Below are 15,360 nucleotides of genomic sequence, written 5' to 3'. Positions count from 1 at the left end.
ATCTGCGGGGGTACGGTCCGGAGTCACGGAACCACACCCACTACGCAAGGAGGACATCGTGGCGCTGTCGAAGGGCGACGAGGTGCACTGGAACACCTCGCAGGGCAAGACGACCGGCAAGCTCGTCGAGAAGAAGACGAAGGACTTCACGTTCGACGGTCAGGACTTCAAGCCGACGGACGACGACCCGTACTGGATCATCGAGTCGGAGAAGTCCGGCAACAAGGCCGCCCACAAGGAGTCGGCCCTCACGAAGAAGTGACCGGTCAGTCGTTCGCGGGCGTCGCACGGCGGCGTCCGCGGGCGGCTCCGGTCGTCGCGCCGTCCTGCGCCGCCGCACGCTGCTCGGCCCGCTCGGCACGGACGCGGCGGATGCGCCGGACCACGAACGTCACGACGACGACCGCGATCGCCACGTAGAGCACGCGGTCGATCCACTCGGTGTACTGCTCGACCTTGTCGTACTGCGTGCCGAACGCGGCACCGAGCAGCACGAGCGCACTGTTCCAGATGCCGCTGGCGATGATCGTGAAGACCGAGAACGGCACGAGGTGCATCCGGTCGGCGCCGGCGGGCAGCGAGATCAGGCTGCGCACGATCGGCACGAAGCGGCCGAAGAAGACCGCGCTCTTGCCGTGCCGGTGGAACCAGTCGGCGGCCTTGCGGAAGTCGTCCTCGTCGACGAGCGGCAGTCGTCCCAGCAGCCGGACGGTCCGTTCGAACCCGATCACCGCGCCGAGCCAGTAGAGCACGAGCGCACCGAGGTACGACCCGAGCGTCGCCAGCACCAGGACGAGGACCAGGTTCATCTGCCCGGCACCCGCCAGGAACCCCGCGAGGGGCAGGATCACCTCGGACGGGATCGGTGGGAACACCGTCTCGACGAAGAGCATCAGCGCGACGCCCCACTCCCCCAGTGCGTCGATGAGCTGGAGCACGAAGCCCGACAGTCCACCGAGGTCCTCGGTGCCCTCCGGCCGGGAGCCCGCGGCGGTGGTCGTCACGGGCAGGGTCGGCGGCAGCGTGAGGGCGGTCGTCATGCCCCGAGTCTCCCTGAGTGCCCTGACAGATCACGGTGCGCCGCCCGCGCACGCGCCGGACGCCGCCGTCTCGCGGACATGCCCCCGTCCGGCCGTCATCGGTGCCGCTCCCGAGACGCCGGCGTCGGACCGAGACGCCTCGTCATCGCCGAGACGCCTCCACATCCGGCGGCGTCTCGGCAGCAGGCCGGCGTCTCGCGGAGACGCCGGCGTCTCGCGGCCCGGCGACGCGACTCGGCACGACCCCGCGGTGCGAGCCGCACGACGACGGACGGGAGGCCCGTGGCGGATCCGCCACGGGCCTCCCGTCCGTCGTGTGGTGACGACCGCTACACGGCGGCCGGCGCGCGCTGCCCGACCGTCTCGCCGGCCACTGCTGCCTGCTCGGCCGACGCTGCCTCGGCGGCGGGCGACTTGCGCACCCACTTCTTCAGCCCGACCAGGACCAGCGCGGAGACGACCGTGCCCGTCAGGATCGCGACGATGAACATCAGGACGTCGCCGATGGCGAAGAAGACGAAGATGCCACCGTGCGGAGCGCGCGACGTGACGCCGGCACCCATCGAGATCGCACCCGTGACCGCGGCACCGATCATCGAGGCGGGGATGACGCGCAGCGGGTCGGCCGCCGCGAACGGGATCGCCCCCTCGGAGATGAAGGACGCACCGAGCAGCCACGCCGCCTTGCCGTTCTCGCGCTCCGGCTTGGTGAAGCCCTTGCGGTACAGCACGGTCGAGGCGAGCGCCAGGGCCAGCGGCGGGACCATGCCCGCGGCCATCACGGCCGCCATGATCTCGAACGGCACCACGTTCGTGGCGGTGCCCGCACCGAGGCCGGCGACGGCGAACGCGTAGGCCACCTTGTTGACCGGGCCGCCGAGGTCGAACGCCATCATCAGGCCGAGGATGATGCCGAGCAGGATCGCCGAGGCACCGGAGAGCGAGTTGAGGAACCCGGTCAGCTGCGTCATGAGCCACGCGATCGGCCCGCCGAGCACGAGGAGCATGAGGCCCGAGGCGATGATCGACGCGAAGAGCGGGATGATCACGACCGGCATGAGGCCACGGAGCCAGCGCCAGGTCGGGATGCGGCCGATCCAGTACGCGGCGGCACCGGCGATGAGACCACCGACGAGCCCGCCGAGGAAGCCGGCGTTCATGAACACGGCGATCGACCCGGCGACGAAGCCCGGCGCGATGCCCGGGCGGTCGGCGATGGCGTAGGCGATGTACCCGGCCAGGGCGGCGACGAGGAACCCGAGGGACACCCCGCCGATCTGGAAGGCCGCTGCACCGAGGTAGTATCCGAGGCCCTCCGGCGGCAGGTTGAGGAGCGTGTAGTTCGTCAGCGTGTAGACGGCGTTGTTCTGGCCGGAGTCGCCGTGCGGGAGCGCGATGGCGTAGCCGGAGAGCAGGAAGCCGAGGGCGATGAGGAGACCGCCGCCCGCGACGAACGGGATCATGTAGCTCACACCGGTGAGCAGCCAGCGCTTGAGCGCCTGCCCGAAGTGCTCGTCGGCCTTGTTCGACTCGGTCGCGGTGGCGGCACCGCCCTGGACGCGCGCGGCGTTCGGGTCGTCGGCGGCGCGGATCGCCTCGGCGACCATCGCGTCGGGCTCGTCGACGCCACGCTTGACCGGCCCGGACACGAGCGGCTTGCCGGCGAACCGGCTGCGGTCACGGACGTCCACGTCGACCGCGAACACGACAGCGTCGGCGCGGGCGATGAGCGCGGGGTCGAGCGGCTCGACCTGCGAGGAGCCCTGCGTCTCGACGTGCATCTCGGCTCCGGCGCGCTCCGCGGCGGCGACGAGGGCGTCGGCGGCCATGTAGGTGTGCGCGATGCCGGTCGGGCACGCGGTGACGCCGACGATGACCTTGCGTGCACCGGTGGCGCCGCCGGTCGCGCCGCCGGCTTCTGCGGCCTGCGCGGGCTGCGACGTGGTCGGACGGGAGGCACTGCTCCCGTTCCCGACACCGGCTGCGGCGACCTCGCCGCCCACTTCGCGCTGCACCAGGTCGACGACCTCCTGCGGGGTCGAGGCGGTGCGGAGCGCGGCGGTGAAGTCCTCGCGGATGAGTGCCCGGGCGAGGGTCGACAGGACCGTGAGGTGGTCCTTGTCGGCACCCTCGGGCACGGCGATCATGAAGACGACGTCGGCGTCGCCGTCCGGCGCTCCGAACGGCACCTTCCGGGCGAGCCGCGAGAACGCCAGCGTCGGGCTCGACACCGAGGCCGACCGGGCGTGCGGGATCGCAATGCCGCCGGGCACACCGGTGCCGACGCTCGCCTCGCGCTTGATGGCGTCCTCGGCCAGGGTGGCGCCGTCGGCCGCGCGGCCGGTCGCGGCGACGCGGTCGGCGAGCACGCGGATGACGTCGGACGACGTCGCGCCGAGGTCCTCGTCGAGGCCGACGAGCTCGGCGCTGATGAGGCGCTGCGTCGTGTCTGCGGACATGGGGTTGCTCCTTTGCAGTGGCGCCGGGGGCGCGGGCAGTGCTGGTTCGGGGTGGTGCTGCGGGGTGGTGCTGCGGGATCGGTCAGGCGATCGGCGCCGGGACCTGCGTCGTGTGCAGGGTCCGGACCGTCACGCTGCCGGGGTCGGTGTGGTCGAGGGCGGGCACGTCGCTCCCGGGCAGTGCCGCGGCAGCGGCCCCCGTGGCGACGGCCTGGGCGAGGCGCTCGGACGCCGAGGCTCCGGCGACCTCGGCGAGCAGGTAGCCCGCGAGGGACGAGTCACCGGCACCGACCGTCGAGCGGGCGACGATGCGGGGTGCGGCGGCGACGTGGCTGCCCTCGCCGGAGACGAGGACGGCGCCGGCGCTGCCGAGTGTGAGCAGCACGGTGTCGACGTGCTTCTCGCGCAGCCGGTGGGCGGCGGCGACGGCTGCCTCGAGGTCCTGCTCGTAGACCTCGGGGTCGCCGCCGACGACCTCGGCGAGTTCCTCCGCGTTCGGCTTGACCAGGTCGATCCGCTCCCCCGACTGCAGCAGCGCGGTGAACGGGATGCCCGACGAGTCGACCGCGACCCGGACATCGTCGCCGTGGCGCTCGCGCACGGCACGGACGAGCACGGCGAGCGCGTCGTCGGGCAGGCCCGGCGGCAGGGACCCGGCGAACACCACCCAGCGGGCGGACGGCCCGGTCGGGGTCGGTCCGGCGGCGTCGGCGACGAGCGCGGCGAGGTCCTCGAGACGACCCGCGAGCGAGGGCCCGGGCTCGTTGAGCTTCGTCGTCGTGCCGGTCGGCTCGGTGACGGTGACGTTCGAGCGGAGCGGGGCACCGATCGGCAGCGCGGCGGTCGGGATGCCCCGGGTCGCCAGGCCGAGCAGGACGGGGTCGAGCTCGTCGCCGGGCAGGACCGCGAGGGTGTCCCCGCCGCTGGCGACGACGACCCGGGAGACGTTGACGCCCTTGCCGCCCGGCTCGGCCGTGGTCCGGACGGCCCGCTGCACGGCGCCGCGCTGCAGCTCGCCGCCCAGCTCGATCGTGCGGTCGAGGGACGGGTTCGGCGTCACGGTGACGATCCGGGTGCTGGGGTGCACGGTGTGCTCCTGCTGGTTCATGCGACCACGACCTCCACGTCGGCGTCGGCGAGCGCTCCGGCGAGGTCCGCCGGGGGCTCCTGGTCGGTGACGAGGGTGTCGACCTCGTCGAGCCGGGCGAAGCGCATGAGCGCCTCGACGCCGTGCTTGGCGGCGTCGGCGAGGACGACGCTGCGTCGGGCCGCGAGGACGTAGGCGCCCTTGACCCCGGCCTCGTACTCGTCGGGCGTGCTCAGCCCGAAGCCGGCGGACAGGCCGTTCGTGCCGACGAACGCGATGTCCGGGCGGAGCGCCGCGATCTGCTCGACGGTGGCCGTGCCGACGGCGGCGCTCGTCAGCCCGCGCACCCGCCCGCCGAGCAGGTGCAACTCGACGTGCTCGCTGTGCTGCAGGGTGGCGGCGATCGGGACCGAGTTCGTGACGACGGTCAGGGTGGCTCCGGGGGTCGCGGGCTCCCAGCGGACGAGCTCGGCGGCGACGGCGGCGCAGGTGGTGCCGGCGTCGAGGGCGATGGACCCGGTGAACGACGACGGCACCAGGCGCATCGCAGCGCGGGCGATCGCCGTCTTCGCGGTGCCGTGCTGCCCCTCGCGCTCGGCGACGGAGAGCTCGACCACGCTGGAGCGTCCGACGGGCACCGCTCCCCCGTGCACGCGGCGCAGGAGACCGGCGGTCTCGAGGGCGTCGAGGTCGCGGCGCACGGTCTCGGTCGTGACGTCGAAGTGCTCGGCGAGGTCGGCGACGGACACCCGCCCGGCCGACTGCAGCGCGGCGGCGATGGCGTCCTGCCGCTCGGTTGCGTACATGCCGGAACTCCTTCGTTCTCGTTGGTTCGAGGAACTGTACGTCCGAAAGCAACACGAACGCAACTGTTTCGTGGCAGAACCAACACGAACGAAGGAACGCCCGACCTGCCGGTGCAGATCGGGCGTTCCTGTGGAGGCCGAGTGGAGCGTCAGTCGTCGAAGGGGACCCGGTCGCTCGACCCCACCCCGGCACGCTGCCGGTAGGACAGGTGTCCGCCGAGGTACCCGCCGACGCTCACGACGGTGAGCCCGACGACACCGAGCGCCTTGCCCGCCGCGGTGTTGCCCTTCCGTCGCTGCCACCACGACAGGCCGAAGAACGTGATGCCGACCCAGTTGACCGCCTGGTGCACCCACCCGGTCCGGCGCTGCTCGAGCGAGAGCTCCGCCCAGTCGACGTAGCCGGCGATCGAGGCACTGCCCGCCGATGCGATCCCGACCCCGGTCAGCGTCTGCGCCGCGCGCGCGTTGCCCTTCCCGCCGATCAGGTCGAGGACGGCTGCCGAGATCCAGGCGCCGAGTGGCACCTGCACCATCAGCGGGTGCAGGGGGTGTCCGAACGGCACGCCGTGCAGCACCTGCCGCAGGGCCTTCGGCTTCGCGACCGCGCGGACGACGCGCGTGTCGAGGTCGACGGCCTTGTCGAGCACGCTGGCGTGCTCGATGGAGTCGGTGAGGCGACGGATGATCGGCAGCTCTGGCATGCCCTGGACGCTAGGCCGCCGGGCCCGGTGCCGGTTCCAGGAACCGGCACCGGGCCTCCCGGCCGCACCCTGCCGCGGGGCGGACGCGACCTACTCCTCGACGATCTCCGCGAGCTCGAACGGCTCGACCGTCAGCTCGTCGCCGTCCGCGGCGACGTCCACGCGGACGGTGTCCCCGTCGCGGACGTCCCCGGACAGGATCGCCCGCGCCAACCGGTCGTCGATCTGCCGCTGCATGAGGCGGCGGAGCGGCCTCGCCCCGTAGACGGGGTCGTAGCCGCGGTCGGCGAGCCAGCTGCGCGCCGCCGGCGTCACGGCCAGTTCGAGTCGGCGGTCCGACAGACGACGAGCCAGACGGTCGACGTACAGCGACACGATCTGGCCGAGGTCGTCGGTGGTGAGCGCCTGGAACACGACGATGTCGTCGAGACGGTTGACGAACTCGGGCCGGAACGCCTGCTGCACGAGCTCACGCACGGCCTCGTCCCGTTGCTCGTCCGTGAGCGTCAGGTCGGTCATGAACTGCGATCCGAGGTTCGACGTCAGGACCATGATCGTGTTCCGGAAGTCGACCGTGCGCCCCTGCCCGTCGGTCAGGCGTCCGTCGTCGAGCACCTGGAGCAGGACGTCGAACACCTCGGGGTGCGCCTTCTCGACCTCGTCGAGCAGCACCACCGAGTACGGGCGGCGACGGACGGTCTCGGTGAGCTGCCCGCCGGCCTCGTACCCGACGTACCCGGGCGGGGCACCGATGAGCCGCGCGACCGAGTGCTTCTCGCCGTACTCGCTCATGTCGATGCGGACGAGGGCCTTCTCGTCGTCGAACAGGAACTCGGCGAGCGCCTTGGCGAGCTCGGTCTTGCCGACGCCGGTAGGGCCGAGGAACAGGAACGAGCCCGTCGGGCGGTCCGGGTCGGAGATGCCGGCGCGGGTGCGACGCACCGCCTCGGACACGGTGGACACCGCGGCGCGCTGCCCGATGATCCGACGGCCGAGCTCGGTCTCCAGGTGCAGGAGCTTCTCGGTCTCACCCTGCAGCAGGCGCCCCATCGGGATGCCCGTCCACTGCGCGATCACGGCGGCGATGTCCTCGTCCGTGACGCTGTCGTTCACCATGCGGTCGGCGCTCTCGGCCTGCTCGGCCGCTGCGAGCTCGGCCTCGATCCGGGGTTTCTCGCCGTACTCGATGCGCGACACCGTCTCGTACTGCGCCTCCCGCTGCGCGCGCTGGCTGCGCATGTTCAGCTCGTCGAGCTGCTGCTTGAGCTCACCGATGCGGTTGAGGCTCGCCCGCTCGGCCTGCCACCGCTGCTCGAGCTCGTCGAGCCGCTCCTGGCGCCCGGCGAGCTCCGCGCGCAGGGTCGCCAGCCGCGCCTTCGACGCGTCGTCCTTCTCCTGCTTCAGCGCGAACTCCTCGACGCGCAGACGGTCCACGCTGCGCTTGAGCTCGTCGATCTCGACCGGACTCGAGTCGATCTCCATGCGCAGTCGGCTGGCGGCCTCGTCGATGAGGTCGATCGCCTTGTCGGGGAGCTGGCGACCGGAGATGTAGCGGTTCGACAGGCTCGCAGCGGCGACCAGGGCGGAGTCGTTGATCGTCACCTTGTGGTGCGCCTCGTACCGCTCCTTGAGTCCGCGGAGGATCGCCACGGTGTCCTCGACGCTCGGCTCCCCGACGAACACCTGCTGGAAGCGGCGCTCGAGCGCGGCGTCCTTCTCGATGTACTCGCGGTACTCGTCGAGCGTCGTCGCGCCGATCAGCCGCAGCTCACCGCGGGCGAGCATCGGCTTGAGCATGTTCGACGCCGCGACGGACCCCTCACCGCCGCCGGCCCCCATGAGGGTGTGCAGCTCGTCGATGAACGTGATGACCTGACCGTCGGAGTCGTCGATCTCCTTGAGGACGGCCTTGAGCCGCTCCTCGAACTCGCCGCGGTACTTCGCGCCGGCGATGAGCGCGGACATGTCGAGCGACACGAGCCGCTTGTCCTTCAGCGAGTCGGCGACGTCGCCGGCGACGATGCGCTGCGCGAGCCCCTCGACCACGGCGGTCTTGCCGACACCGGGCTCACCGATGAGCACGGGGTTGTTCTTGGTCCGCCGCGTCAGCACCTGGGAGACACGGCGGATCTCGGCGTCACGGCCGATCACCGGGTCGAGCTTGCCGCTCCGCGCGATCGCGGTGAGGTCGACGCCGTACTGCTCGAGGGCGGTCTTCTGCCGTTCCTGCGAGTCGGGGGCGCCCTGGAGGTTCGCCATGCGGTCCGTCCTTTCCGTGCGGTGGTGGTGTACTTGAGTCTACTGCACTCAACTTACGAGCGCAGCGGTGCATTCCGGATCCCGACCGCGCTGACGACGGCGCCGGCGGCGAGCAGCAGCGCCATCACGACCATCGCGCGGTGCAGCCCGTCGACGCTCACCCCGCCGCCCAGGACGACGCCCGCCAGGGCCACCGTCACCAGCCCGGCGATGCGGGCGACCGCGTTGTTCACGGCGGATCCGGCGCCGGCCTCCGCCTGCGGCACCGACCCGAGGACGGCACTCGTCAGCGGCGTCACCATGGTCGCGATCCCCGCGCCGATCAGCACGAGCCCGGGCAGCACCGACCACCAGTAGCCCGCCGGGTCGTCGCCGGCGAGCAGCATCAGCAGCGCGCCGACCGCGGCCACGGCCGGCCCGGCAGCCATGAACCACCGTGGACCGTACCGGCCGGAGAACGAACCGACCGTGGTGGACAGCGCCAGGAGCATCAGCGTCGGCGGCAACGTCGCGAGTCCGGCGACCCAGGCGGGGAAGTCCCAGACCTCCTGCAGGAACAGGGTCACGACGAAGAACACCATCCCGAGCGCCCCGTAGATCGAGAGCGTCGCGAGGTTGCCGACCGTGAAGTTGCGCGCGCGGAACAGCTCCAGCGGCACCAGGGGCGAGCCGGCGGTCCGGGTCACGCGGAGCTCCCACGGCACGAACGCCACGAGGGACGCCGCGCCGAGCACGAGCGCGGCGACGACGACCGGCGCGCCCCACCCGAGGCGCTCCTGCTCGATCAGGCCGAGGACGACACCGCCGACCCCGACCACGGCGAGCACCGCGCCGACGGCGTCCACCCGCGGACGGTCACCGGTGACCACGTCGCCGGAGATCCGCCGGACCAGGGGGATCGTCACCGCGATCGGCACGGCCGTCACCACGAAGATCCAGCGCCAGCCGATGCCGTCGACGATCAGCCCGCCGACGACCGGTCCGAGGATGGACGCGGCGCTCGACCAGGCCGTCCACGACCCGATGGCCTTCGCCTGCGCGGCGCCCCGGAACGCCGCGACGATGAGCGCCAGGGCGCTCGGGGTCACGAGCGCCCCGCCGACGCCCTGGAACGCCCGGGCGACGACCAGGACCTCGCCCGTCGGCGCGATCGCGCACACCACCGAGGCGACACCGAAGACGACCAGGCCCCACCGGATGATCCGGACCCGGCCGAACAGGTCCGAGAGGGAGCCGGCGACCAGGATCAACGAGCCGAGCGTGACGAGGTAGGCGTCGACGGTCCACTGCTGCACGACGAGACCACCACCGAGCTCCCGGCGGATCGCGGGCAGGGCGACGTTGACGACGCTCGAATCGAGCCCGACGACGAAGGACGCGAGGATCGCGACCACGAGGACCACCCGGCGGTCGTCGCGGAGCGGGGCCGTTGCGGCCGGAGTGGTCATGCGCCCCATCATCCTCGTCGGGGTCGGGCGGCGACCGGTTGCACCGGCGAAACAGCGCCTTCGCGAGCATCGTCCGCATGCACCGTGTCCCTGCACCCCATCGACCACGCCTCACCGGTCTCGACGCAGCACGCGGGCTCGCCGTCCTCGGCATGTTCGCCACCCACGTCGGAGCGGCGGACACGCTCTTCGACTGGTCGGACCCGGCGAGCTGGTCGGGACGATGATCCCCGTCGGCGGAGGTGGGGACAGTGGCAGCGGCCCCGCACCGGTGGCGCCCGCCGTCCCTGAGGGCGGCCCCGGCATCGTCGCCCAGAACCCGCCCTTCCCGCGGATCGAGTGGGCACTCCTGCTCGACGTCACCCAGCACGCCGGGTCGACCTTCGAGCTCGTCGGAGCCCTCGGCGTCGCTCTCGCGGTGCTGGCTGCGCTCGGACTCCACGGTCGGTACGCCCCGACGGTCCTGCTCCCGCCGAGCGCTGTCGGCCGTCTCGCCGAGCACTCGACGATCCACCGACGACGACGTCCTGACGTCGAGCAGGACCGGGCCCGGAGCAGGACGGCGCCCGAACGCCGAAGCCCCCGCGACCAGAGTGGTCGCGGGGGCTGCCGACAGGACGGGGCTGGGTGTCCTAGTTCTTGGGCTCGGCGGTCGAGTGCACGTCGGGCTGCACCGAGGGGCCGGGGTTGACGACGGGCTGCGCGGTCGGCTGCGCCGTGTTCTGCACGGTCGGACCGGTCGTCGCCGTGTTCACGGTGCCGTCGTCGTTCTTCTTCTTGTCGTCGCCCATCTCCTTCTTGAAGATGTTGATCGACTGGCCCAGGCCCTTGGCGAGCGCCGGGAGCTTGGTCGCACCGAACAGCAGGATGATGATCCCGAGGATGATCAGCAGGTGGATCCCCGTCAGGTTTCCGAGCATCATGTCTCCTTGTTCTGGGTCTGGCGACGCCCGTCCGGTCATCGTCGACCGGGAGGGCGGAAGTCCGTCGTCCGATCATCGTAACCCGCACCCGACCGGAAGCCCAGGCGGGAGCCGGAACGGACACCGTTCGCACAGGCTGCGACGGACGACATGGCGGCACCCCCGGGAGGCCGCTGCTCTCCGGGGGTGCGCCGCTCCGACCGCGGGTCGAGGCGCGGCCGGGCCGGCGGTGACGCCGGGTACATCCAGTACATCAGTTCCTGCTGCGAGAGGCCGTCTGAGCCAGGGCGTCGTCGAGCGACCAGAGCGCCGCGCCTTCCGAGAGGCGAGCAGCCTCGGCGTCGGACAGCCCGCGGACCCGGAAGCCCACGCGCTCCCCTGGCAGCAGCGTCATGAAGCCGCGGTCGACGGTGCCGGTCGACGCGATGCGGTCCGGCTGCACGAGCAGGTCCCGCACGAGCGACTCGGCCTCGACGACCAGGTCGTGTCCGTCACCGTCGGCCGCGGGGGCGACCGTCGTGCGGTACCGCGCTGGCTCCCACTGCACGTCCCTGTCCGGCGACGCGGTCCAGACCGCACGACGCCAGTCCATGTCCGCCACGACGAGCTCACGCGTCGGGTCGTCCAGGACGCCGACCGACTCGGGCAGGTCGACGACGGCGACGCCGGCCTCCGACAGCCGGACGGGCAGCGTGACCTCGGCGAGGATCCTGCCGGACACGTGCATGCGCCGGACCCGCACCACGCTGTCGCGACCACCGCGGGAGGACCGCACCGCGATCTCGACGGGCGAGTGTCCGAACGACCCGGGCGACACCCCGAGCGACAGCGTGTCGACGAGCCCCCCGGACTCGGAGGCGCCGTCGGCGGTACCGGTGCTCGCGGCGGTCCCGGCCGCCCCGTCGAGGGGAGCCGACGTGCCGACGCGGTCCGCGCCTCCAGGCCGGTCTCCGGACGACGTCGGAACCGCGTCGTCGTCAGCGGACGGACGCACGACGGGCCGGATCGCCAGCAGGACGTCGTCGTACAGCCGACGCAGCTCGTGGGCGAGCGGCTTGAGCCGCCCGGCGGAGTCGATCGCGGACCACGATGCCACCGGCCAGAGGTCGTTGAGCTGCCAGACGACGACCCCGGTGTTCCGCGGCCAGTGCGTCCGCCAGTGCTCGACGCCGGTCGCGACGGCGCGCGTCTGCTGCAGCTGCGTCAGGTAGTGCCAGCGGTCGAACTCGGCCGGATCGACGACGCCGAAGCGCGGCTCGATCCCCCGTGCCAGCTTGCCCATGCCGTCGTCGGCCTTCTGGTGGTGCACGACACCGGGCGAGTCCACGCGCAGCGGCTCGTCCGTGACCGCGTCGCGGAGGGTGCGCCAGGCGGGCGGTGCCTGCCACCCGAACTCGGACACGAACCGCGGGACGGAGTCGCGGTAGTGGTCGTCGGACAGCCGGTTCCAGACGTCCCACGAGTGGTGGGTCTCGTGGTCGACGTCGTTCGCGGGCAGGGTCTCGGAACCCGACCAGGGCGAGGCGACCGTGTAGAAGCGCGACGGGTCGACCGCGTCGACGATCGTCGGGAGGAGGTCGAGGTAGTAGTCGAGCCCCCAGCCGCGGTCACCGAGCTCCTCGGCCCAGCCGTCCGCGTCGTGCAACCAGATGTTCTCGTTGTTGCCGTTCCAGACCACGAGCGACGGGTGGCCGGCCAGGCGTGCGACGTTGTCCCGGGCCTCGGCGACGACCTCGCTGCGGATCGGCTCGATCTCGGGGTAGGCCGCGCAGGCGAACGCGAAGTCCTGCCAGACGAGCAGGCCGAGCTCGTCGCAGACGTCGTAGAAGTCGTCGGACTCGTAGACCCCGCCGCCCCACACACGGACGAGGTTCACGCCGAGGTCCGCGGCGACGCCGAGCCGGTCCGCGGTCCGCGCGCGGTCCACCCGCGACACGATGACGTCGTCCGGGATCCAGTTCACGCCGCGGACGTCGATGACGGTGCTGTTCACCACGACGGTGAAGGGCTTGCCGATCGCGTCGTCCGCGGTGTCGATCCGGGCCGAGCGGAAGCCCGTCTTCGCCGTCCGGCGGTCCAGGACCTCGCCGTCGACGGTCTGCAGCTCGACGGTCACGTCGTACCGGGGCTGCTCGCCGTAGCCGCGCGGCCACCAGCGCCGCACCTCGGGCACGCGCACCGTGACGACGGTCTCGTCGTCCTTCGGGGTCAGCTGCGCCCGGGAGCGCTGTCGGGTCGTCCCGCCGTCCACGGTCGGGCCGGCGACCGTGACGACGAGCACGAGGTCGTCGTCCTCACCGTCCTGGTCGAGGTCGTTCATCCCGGACCGCTCGACCCGCACGTGCGCGTCGAGGACGCCCTCGCCGGCCTCGACGTCGACCAGCGGCTTCACCTCGGCGAGCCGCGCCGTGGACCAGCGCTCGATCGCGACCGGACGCCACGGACCGCTCGTCACCGCGGTCAGGCCCCAGTCCCAGCCGAAGTTCGAGGCCTGCTTGCGGATGTACGGGAACGGTTCGTCGTACGGTCCCGGCATCGAGCCGGCGCGGGCGGCGACCCGGCCGGCCTCGCGGTACGGCGACTCGAAGAGGAGCTCGAGCTCGCGGTCGCCCGCGGCACCCGGCACGTCGTTGAGGTCGAACCGGTAGCGCCGGTGCATGTTGCGGGTGGTGCCGACGACCACGCCGTCGAGGCTCAGCTCGGCGACCGTGTCGAGCCCCTCGCACACCAGGTCGACGCGCTCGTGCCCCCGAGGTGCGACGTCCACCGTCCGCCGGTAGGCCCAGTCGGCCCGGCCGACCCACTTCGCGCCGTCCTCGTTGCGGTCGACGGTCGGGTCCGCGACGAATCCCTCGCGTTCGAGGTCCGTGTGCACCTGACCCGGCACCGTGGCGGGGATCGTGCGACCCGTGATCCCGGCCGGTGCCCCGGTCGGCACCTGGTCGCCGGCGATCGCCACGGTCCAGTCGTCGCGGAGTTCCTCGCGCTCGAGGGTCATGCGGGTCCTTTGCTGGGCGGACGGGGAGGGCGGACAGGACCCGGCGGCGGCTCGTGGCCGCCCCGGCACCGTGACACCGGCCGGCGGTCGTGCCCGTGGTCGCGTGAGCGGCCGGGAGGCACGGCACCGGTCGCCCAGGCGTCGTCGCGTCCGCGCGCGCGGACGAGTGCTCGTCGCGCGCGGGGGTGCTCGGCGATGCTAGTACGTCGACCTTGCCGACGACCACGACGGACCGACGGACCGCGCGACGCGTCCTGACGGTGTCGGGCCCCGCCGGGTCGTGTCCGCCCTCCGCCGCTGCGTGGCAGGGTGGTGCGGTGATCACCGTCGAACTCGCCCGGTCGCTGCGCGACGCCGGACTCCGCTGGCACCCGGGGACGGGCGACCGGTTCGTGATCGACAAGCCCGGGGTCGACGACGACGTCTACACCGTCTCCGAGATGACGGTGGAACGCCACGACCACCCGAGCGGCACCTCGCTCGGCTTCAACGGGACGACCGAGTGGGCGCTCGACTCGGTCGAGGCATCCGAGTCGCTCTGGCTCCCGCGGGAGGACCAGCTGCGCGACCTGCTCGGACCGGCGTTCGTGTCGCTCACCGCCGGGTTCGTCGTCACGGCGACGATCGACGGGGTCGCACGGGAGTTCCGCAGCGACGACCCGGCCGAGGCGTACGGGGACGCACTGCTCGCGTACATCACGGCCGCCCTCGCCTGACGGTCCGGTCCCCGCGCGCAGCGCGCCCGACTGAGTGTTGCCGGAATGCCTCCTGGGGACGCTTTGGTTGCATGGTGACATGACCGTTCCGAACATCACCCTGAACGACGGCAAGACCATCCCGCAGCTCGGCTTCGGCGTCTTCCAGATCGACCCGTCCGACACGAAGGAGGCGACCCTCACCGCGCTCGAGGTCGGCTACCGCCACATCGACACCGCCGAGATGTACGGCAACGAGAAGGAGGTCGGCGAGGCCATCGAGGCGTCCGGCATCCCGCGCGAGGAGATCTTCGTCACGTCGAAGCTCAACAACGGCTTCCACGACCCGGCCCTCGCCGCCGAGAACGGCAAGAAGTCGGCCGACCTGCTCGGCGGGTACACCGACCTCTTCCTCATCCACTGGCCGCTGCCGACGGTGTCGGACTTCGTGCCGACCTGGAAGGCGATGGAGGAGCTCTACCACGCCGGAACCGCCCGCTCGATCGGCGTGAGCAACTTCCAGGCGCACCACCTCAACCGCCTGGCCGCCGAGACGACGATCACCCCGGCCGTCAACCAGATCGAAGTGCACCCGTACCTCGCGCAGGACGAGCTCCGCGCCTACGGCACCGAGCACGGCATCGCGACGGAGGCCTGGTCCCCGATCGCCCAGGGCCTCGTGCTCGACGACGAGACCATCACCCGCATCGCCGGCGCCACGGGCAAGACCCCGGCGCAGGTCGTCCTCCGCTGGCACATCCAGCGCGGCGACATCGTCTTCCCGAAGTCGGTCACGCGCTCGCGGGTCGAGGAGAACTTCGCGATCTTCGACTTCGAGCTCTCCGACGACGACATGACGGCGATCACGTCGCTCGACAAGGGCCACCGCACGGGCCCGGACCCCGACACGTTCGACTACGTCCCGGCCTGAGCCAGCGACC

The 15,360-nt window shown here is 72.1% G+C and carries 13 protein-coding genes; 4 read left to right on the top strand and 9 right to left on the bottom strand.

Annotated elements, in window-relative coordinates; all coding sequences use genetic code 11:
- Nucleotides 1–58 precede the first annotated feature (58 nt).
- Nucleotides 59–262 (top strand): DUF2945 domain-containing protein, encoded by a 204-nt coding sequence (locus ACIQFY_RS13940; protein ID WP_058729617.1) that lies wholly within the window; start codon nucleotides 59–61, stop codon nucleotides 260–262.
- Nucleotides 263–266: 4 nt separating this feature from the next.
- Here the strand turns inward: ACIQFY_RS13940 and ACIQFY_RS13935 are convergent, their stop codons facing one another.
- The 7 genes from ACIQFY_RS13935 to ACIQFY_RS13905 form a co-directional block, all read right to left on the bottom strand.
- Complete coding sequence (locus ACIQFY_RS13935) at nucleotides 267–1,040, bottom strand: DedA family protein (protein WP_209684115.1); 774 nt, start codon at nucleotides 1,038–1,040, stop codon at nucleotides 267–269.
- A gap of 329 nt (nucleotides 1,041–1,369) precedes the next feature.
- Nucleotides 1,370–3,499 carry a fructose-specific PTS transporter subunit EIIC gene (locus tag ACIQFY_RS13930; protein ID WP_400340573.1) on the bottom strand — a complete coding sequence of 710 codons (2,130 nt, stop codon included), beginning with the start codon at nucleotides 3,497–3,499 and terminating at the stop codon, nucleotides 1,370–1,372.
- An 82-nt stretch (nucleotides 3,500–3,581) separates the two neighbouring features.
- On the bottom strand, nucleotides 3,582–4,586 hold the full coding sequence (locus tag ACIQFY_RS13925; protein WP_235426453.1) for a 1-phosphofructokinase family hexose kinase: 1,005 nt from the start codon (nucleotides 4,584–4,586) through the stop codon (nucleotides 3,582–3,584).
- Between the two features lie 17 nt (nucleotides 4,587–4,603).
- Nucleotides 4,604–5,392 (bottom strand): DeoR/GlpR family DNA-binding transcription regulator, encoded by a 789-nt coding sequence (locus ACIQFY_RS13920; protein ID WP_400340572.1) that lies wholly within the window; start codon nucleotides 5,390–5,392, stop codon nucleotides 4,604–4,606.
- A 149-nt stretch (nucleotides 5,393–5,541) separates the two neighbouring features.
- Nucleotides 5,542–6,096: a DUF2231 domain-containing protein gene (locus tag ACIQFY_RS13915; RefSeq protein ID WP_400340570.1), complete on the bottom strand. Its 555-nt coding sequence runs from the start codon at nucleotides 6,094–6,096 to the stop codon at nucleotides 5,542–5,544.
- 90 nt (nucleotides 6,097–6,186) lie between these two features.
- Nucleotides 6,187–8,355: an ATP-dependent Clp protease ATP-binding subunit gene (locus tag ACIQFY_RS13910; RefSeq protein WP_400340568.1), complete on the bottom strand. Its 2,169-nt coding sequence runs from the start codon at nucleotides 8,353–8,355 to the stop codon at nucleotides 6,187–6,189.
- A gap of 53 nt (nucleotides 8,356–8,408) precedes the next feature.
- Nucleotides 8,409–9,803, bottom strand: coding sequence for an MFS transporter (locus tag ACIQFY_RS13905; protein ID WP_326496668.1), 1,395 nt, complete (start codon nucleotides 9,801–9,803; stop codon nucleotides 8,409–8,411).
- A gap of 77 nt (nucleotides 9,804–9,880) precedes the next feature.
- Between ACIQFY_RS13905 and ACIQFY_RS13900 the strand changes: the two genes are divergently transcribed.
- Nucleotides 9,881–10,030 carry a hypothetical protein gene (locus tag ACIQFY_RS13900; protein WP_400340566.1) on the top strand — a complete coding sequence of 50 codons (150 nt, stop codon included), beginning with the start codon at nucleotides 9,881–9,883 and terminating at the stop codon, nucleotides 10,028–10,030.
- A 405-nt stretch (nucleotides 10,031–10,435) separates the two neighbouring features.
- Here the strand turns inward: ACIQFY_RS13900 and tatA are convergent, their stop codons facing one another.
- Both tatA and ACIQFY_RS13890 read right to left on the bottom strand, forming a co-directional pair.
- A complete protein-coding gene (gene tatA, locus ACIQFY_RS13895) occupies nucleotides 10,436–10,726 on the bottom strand; it encodes a twin-arginine translocase TatA/TatE family subunit (protein WP_396137163.1) in 291 nt (96 codons plus the stop codon).
- Between the two features lie 253 nt (nucleotides 10,727–10,979).
- On the bottom strand, nucleotides 10,980–13,724 hold the full coding sequence (locus ACIQFY_RS13890) for a glycoside hydrolase family 2 protein (protein ID WP_400340564.1): 2,745 nt from the start codon (nucleotides 13,722–13,724) through the stop codon (nucleotides 10,980–10,982).
- A 317-nt stretch (nucleotides 13,725–14,041) separates the two neighbouring features.
- On the opposite strand from ACIQFY_RS13890, the gene ACIQFY_RS13885 reads away from it, so the two are divergent.
- Together ACIQFY_RS13885 and ACIQFY_RS13880 are read left to right on the top strand one after the other, a co-directional pair.
- Complete coding sequence (locus tag ACIQFY_RS13885) at nucleotides 14,042–14,440, top strand: pilus assembly protein CpaE (protein ID WP_400340562.1); 399 nt, start codon at nucleotides 14,042–14,044, stop codon at nucleotides 14,438–14,440.
- A 79-nt stretch (nucleotides 14,441–14,519) separates the two neighbouring features.
- Entirely contained in the window at nucleotides 14,520–15,350 is an 831-nt protein-coding gene (locus ACIQFY_RS13880; protein WP_326496671.1) for an aldo/keto reductase, read from the top strand.
- Nucleotides 15,351–15,360: the final 10 nt, after the last annotated feature.

This window comes from Curtobacterium sp. NPDC092190 (assembly GCF_044755625.1).
Lineage (GTDB): Bacteria > Actinomycetota > Actinomycetes > Actinomycetales > Microbacteriaceae > Curtobacterium.
This window is presented reverse-complemented; position numbering and strand designations above follow the sequence as displayed.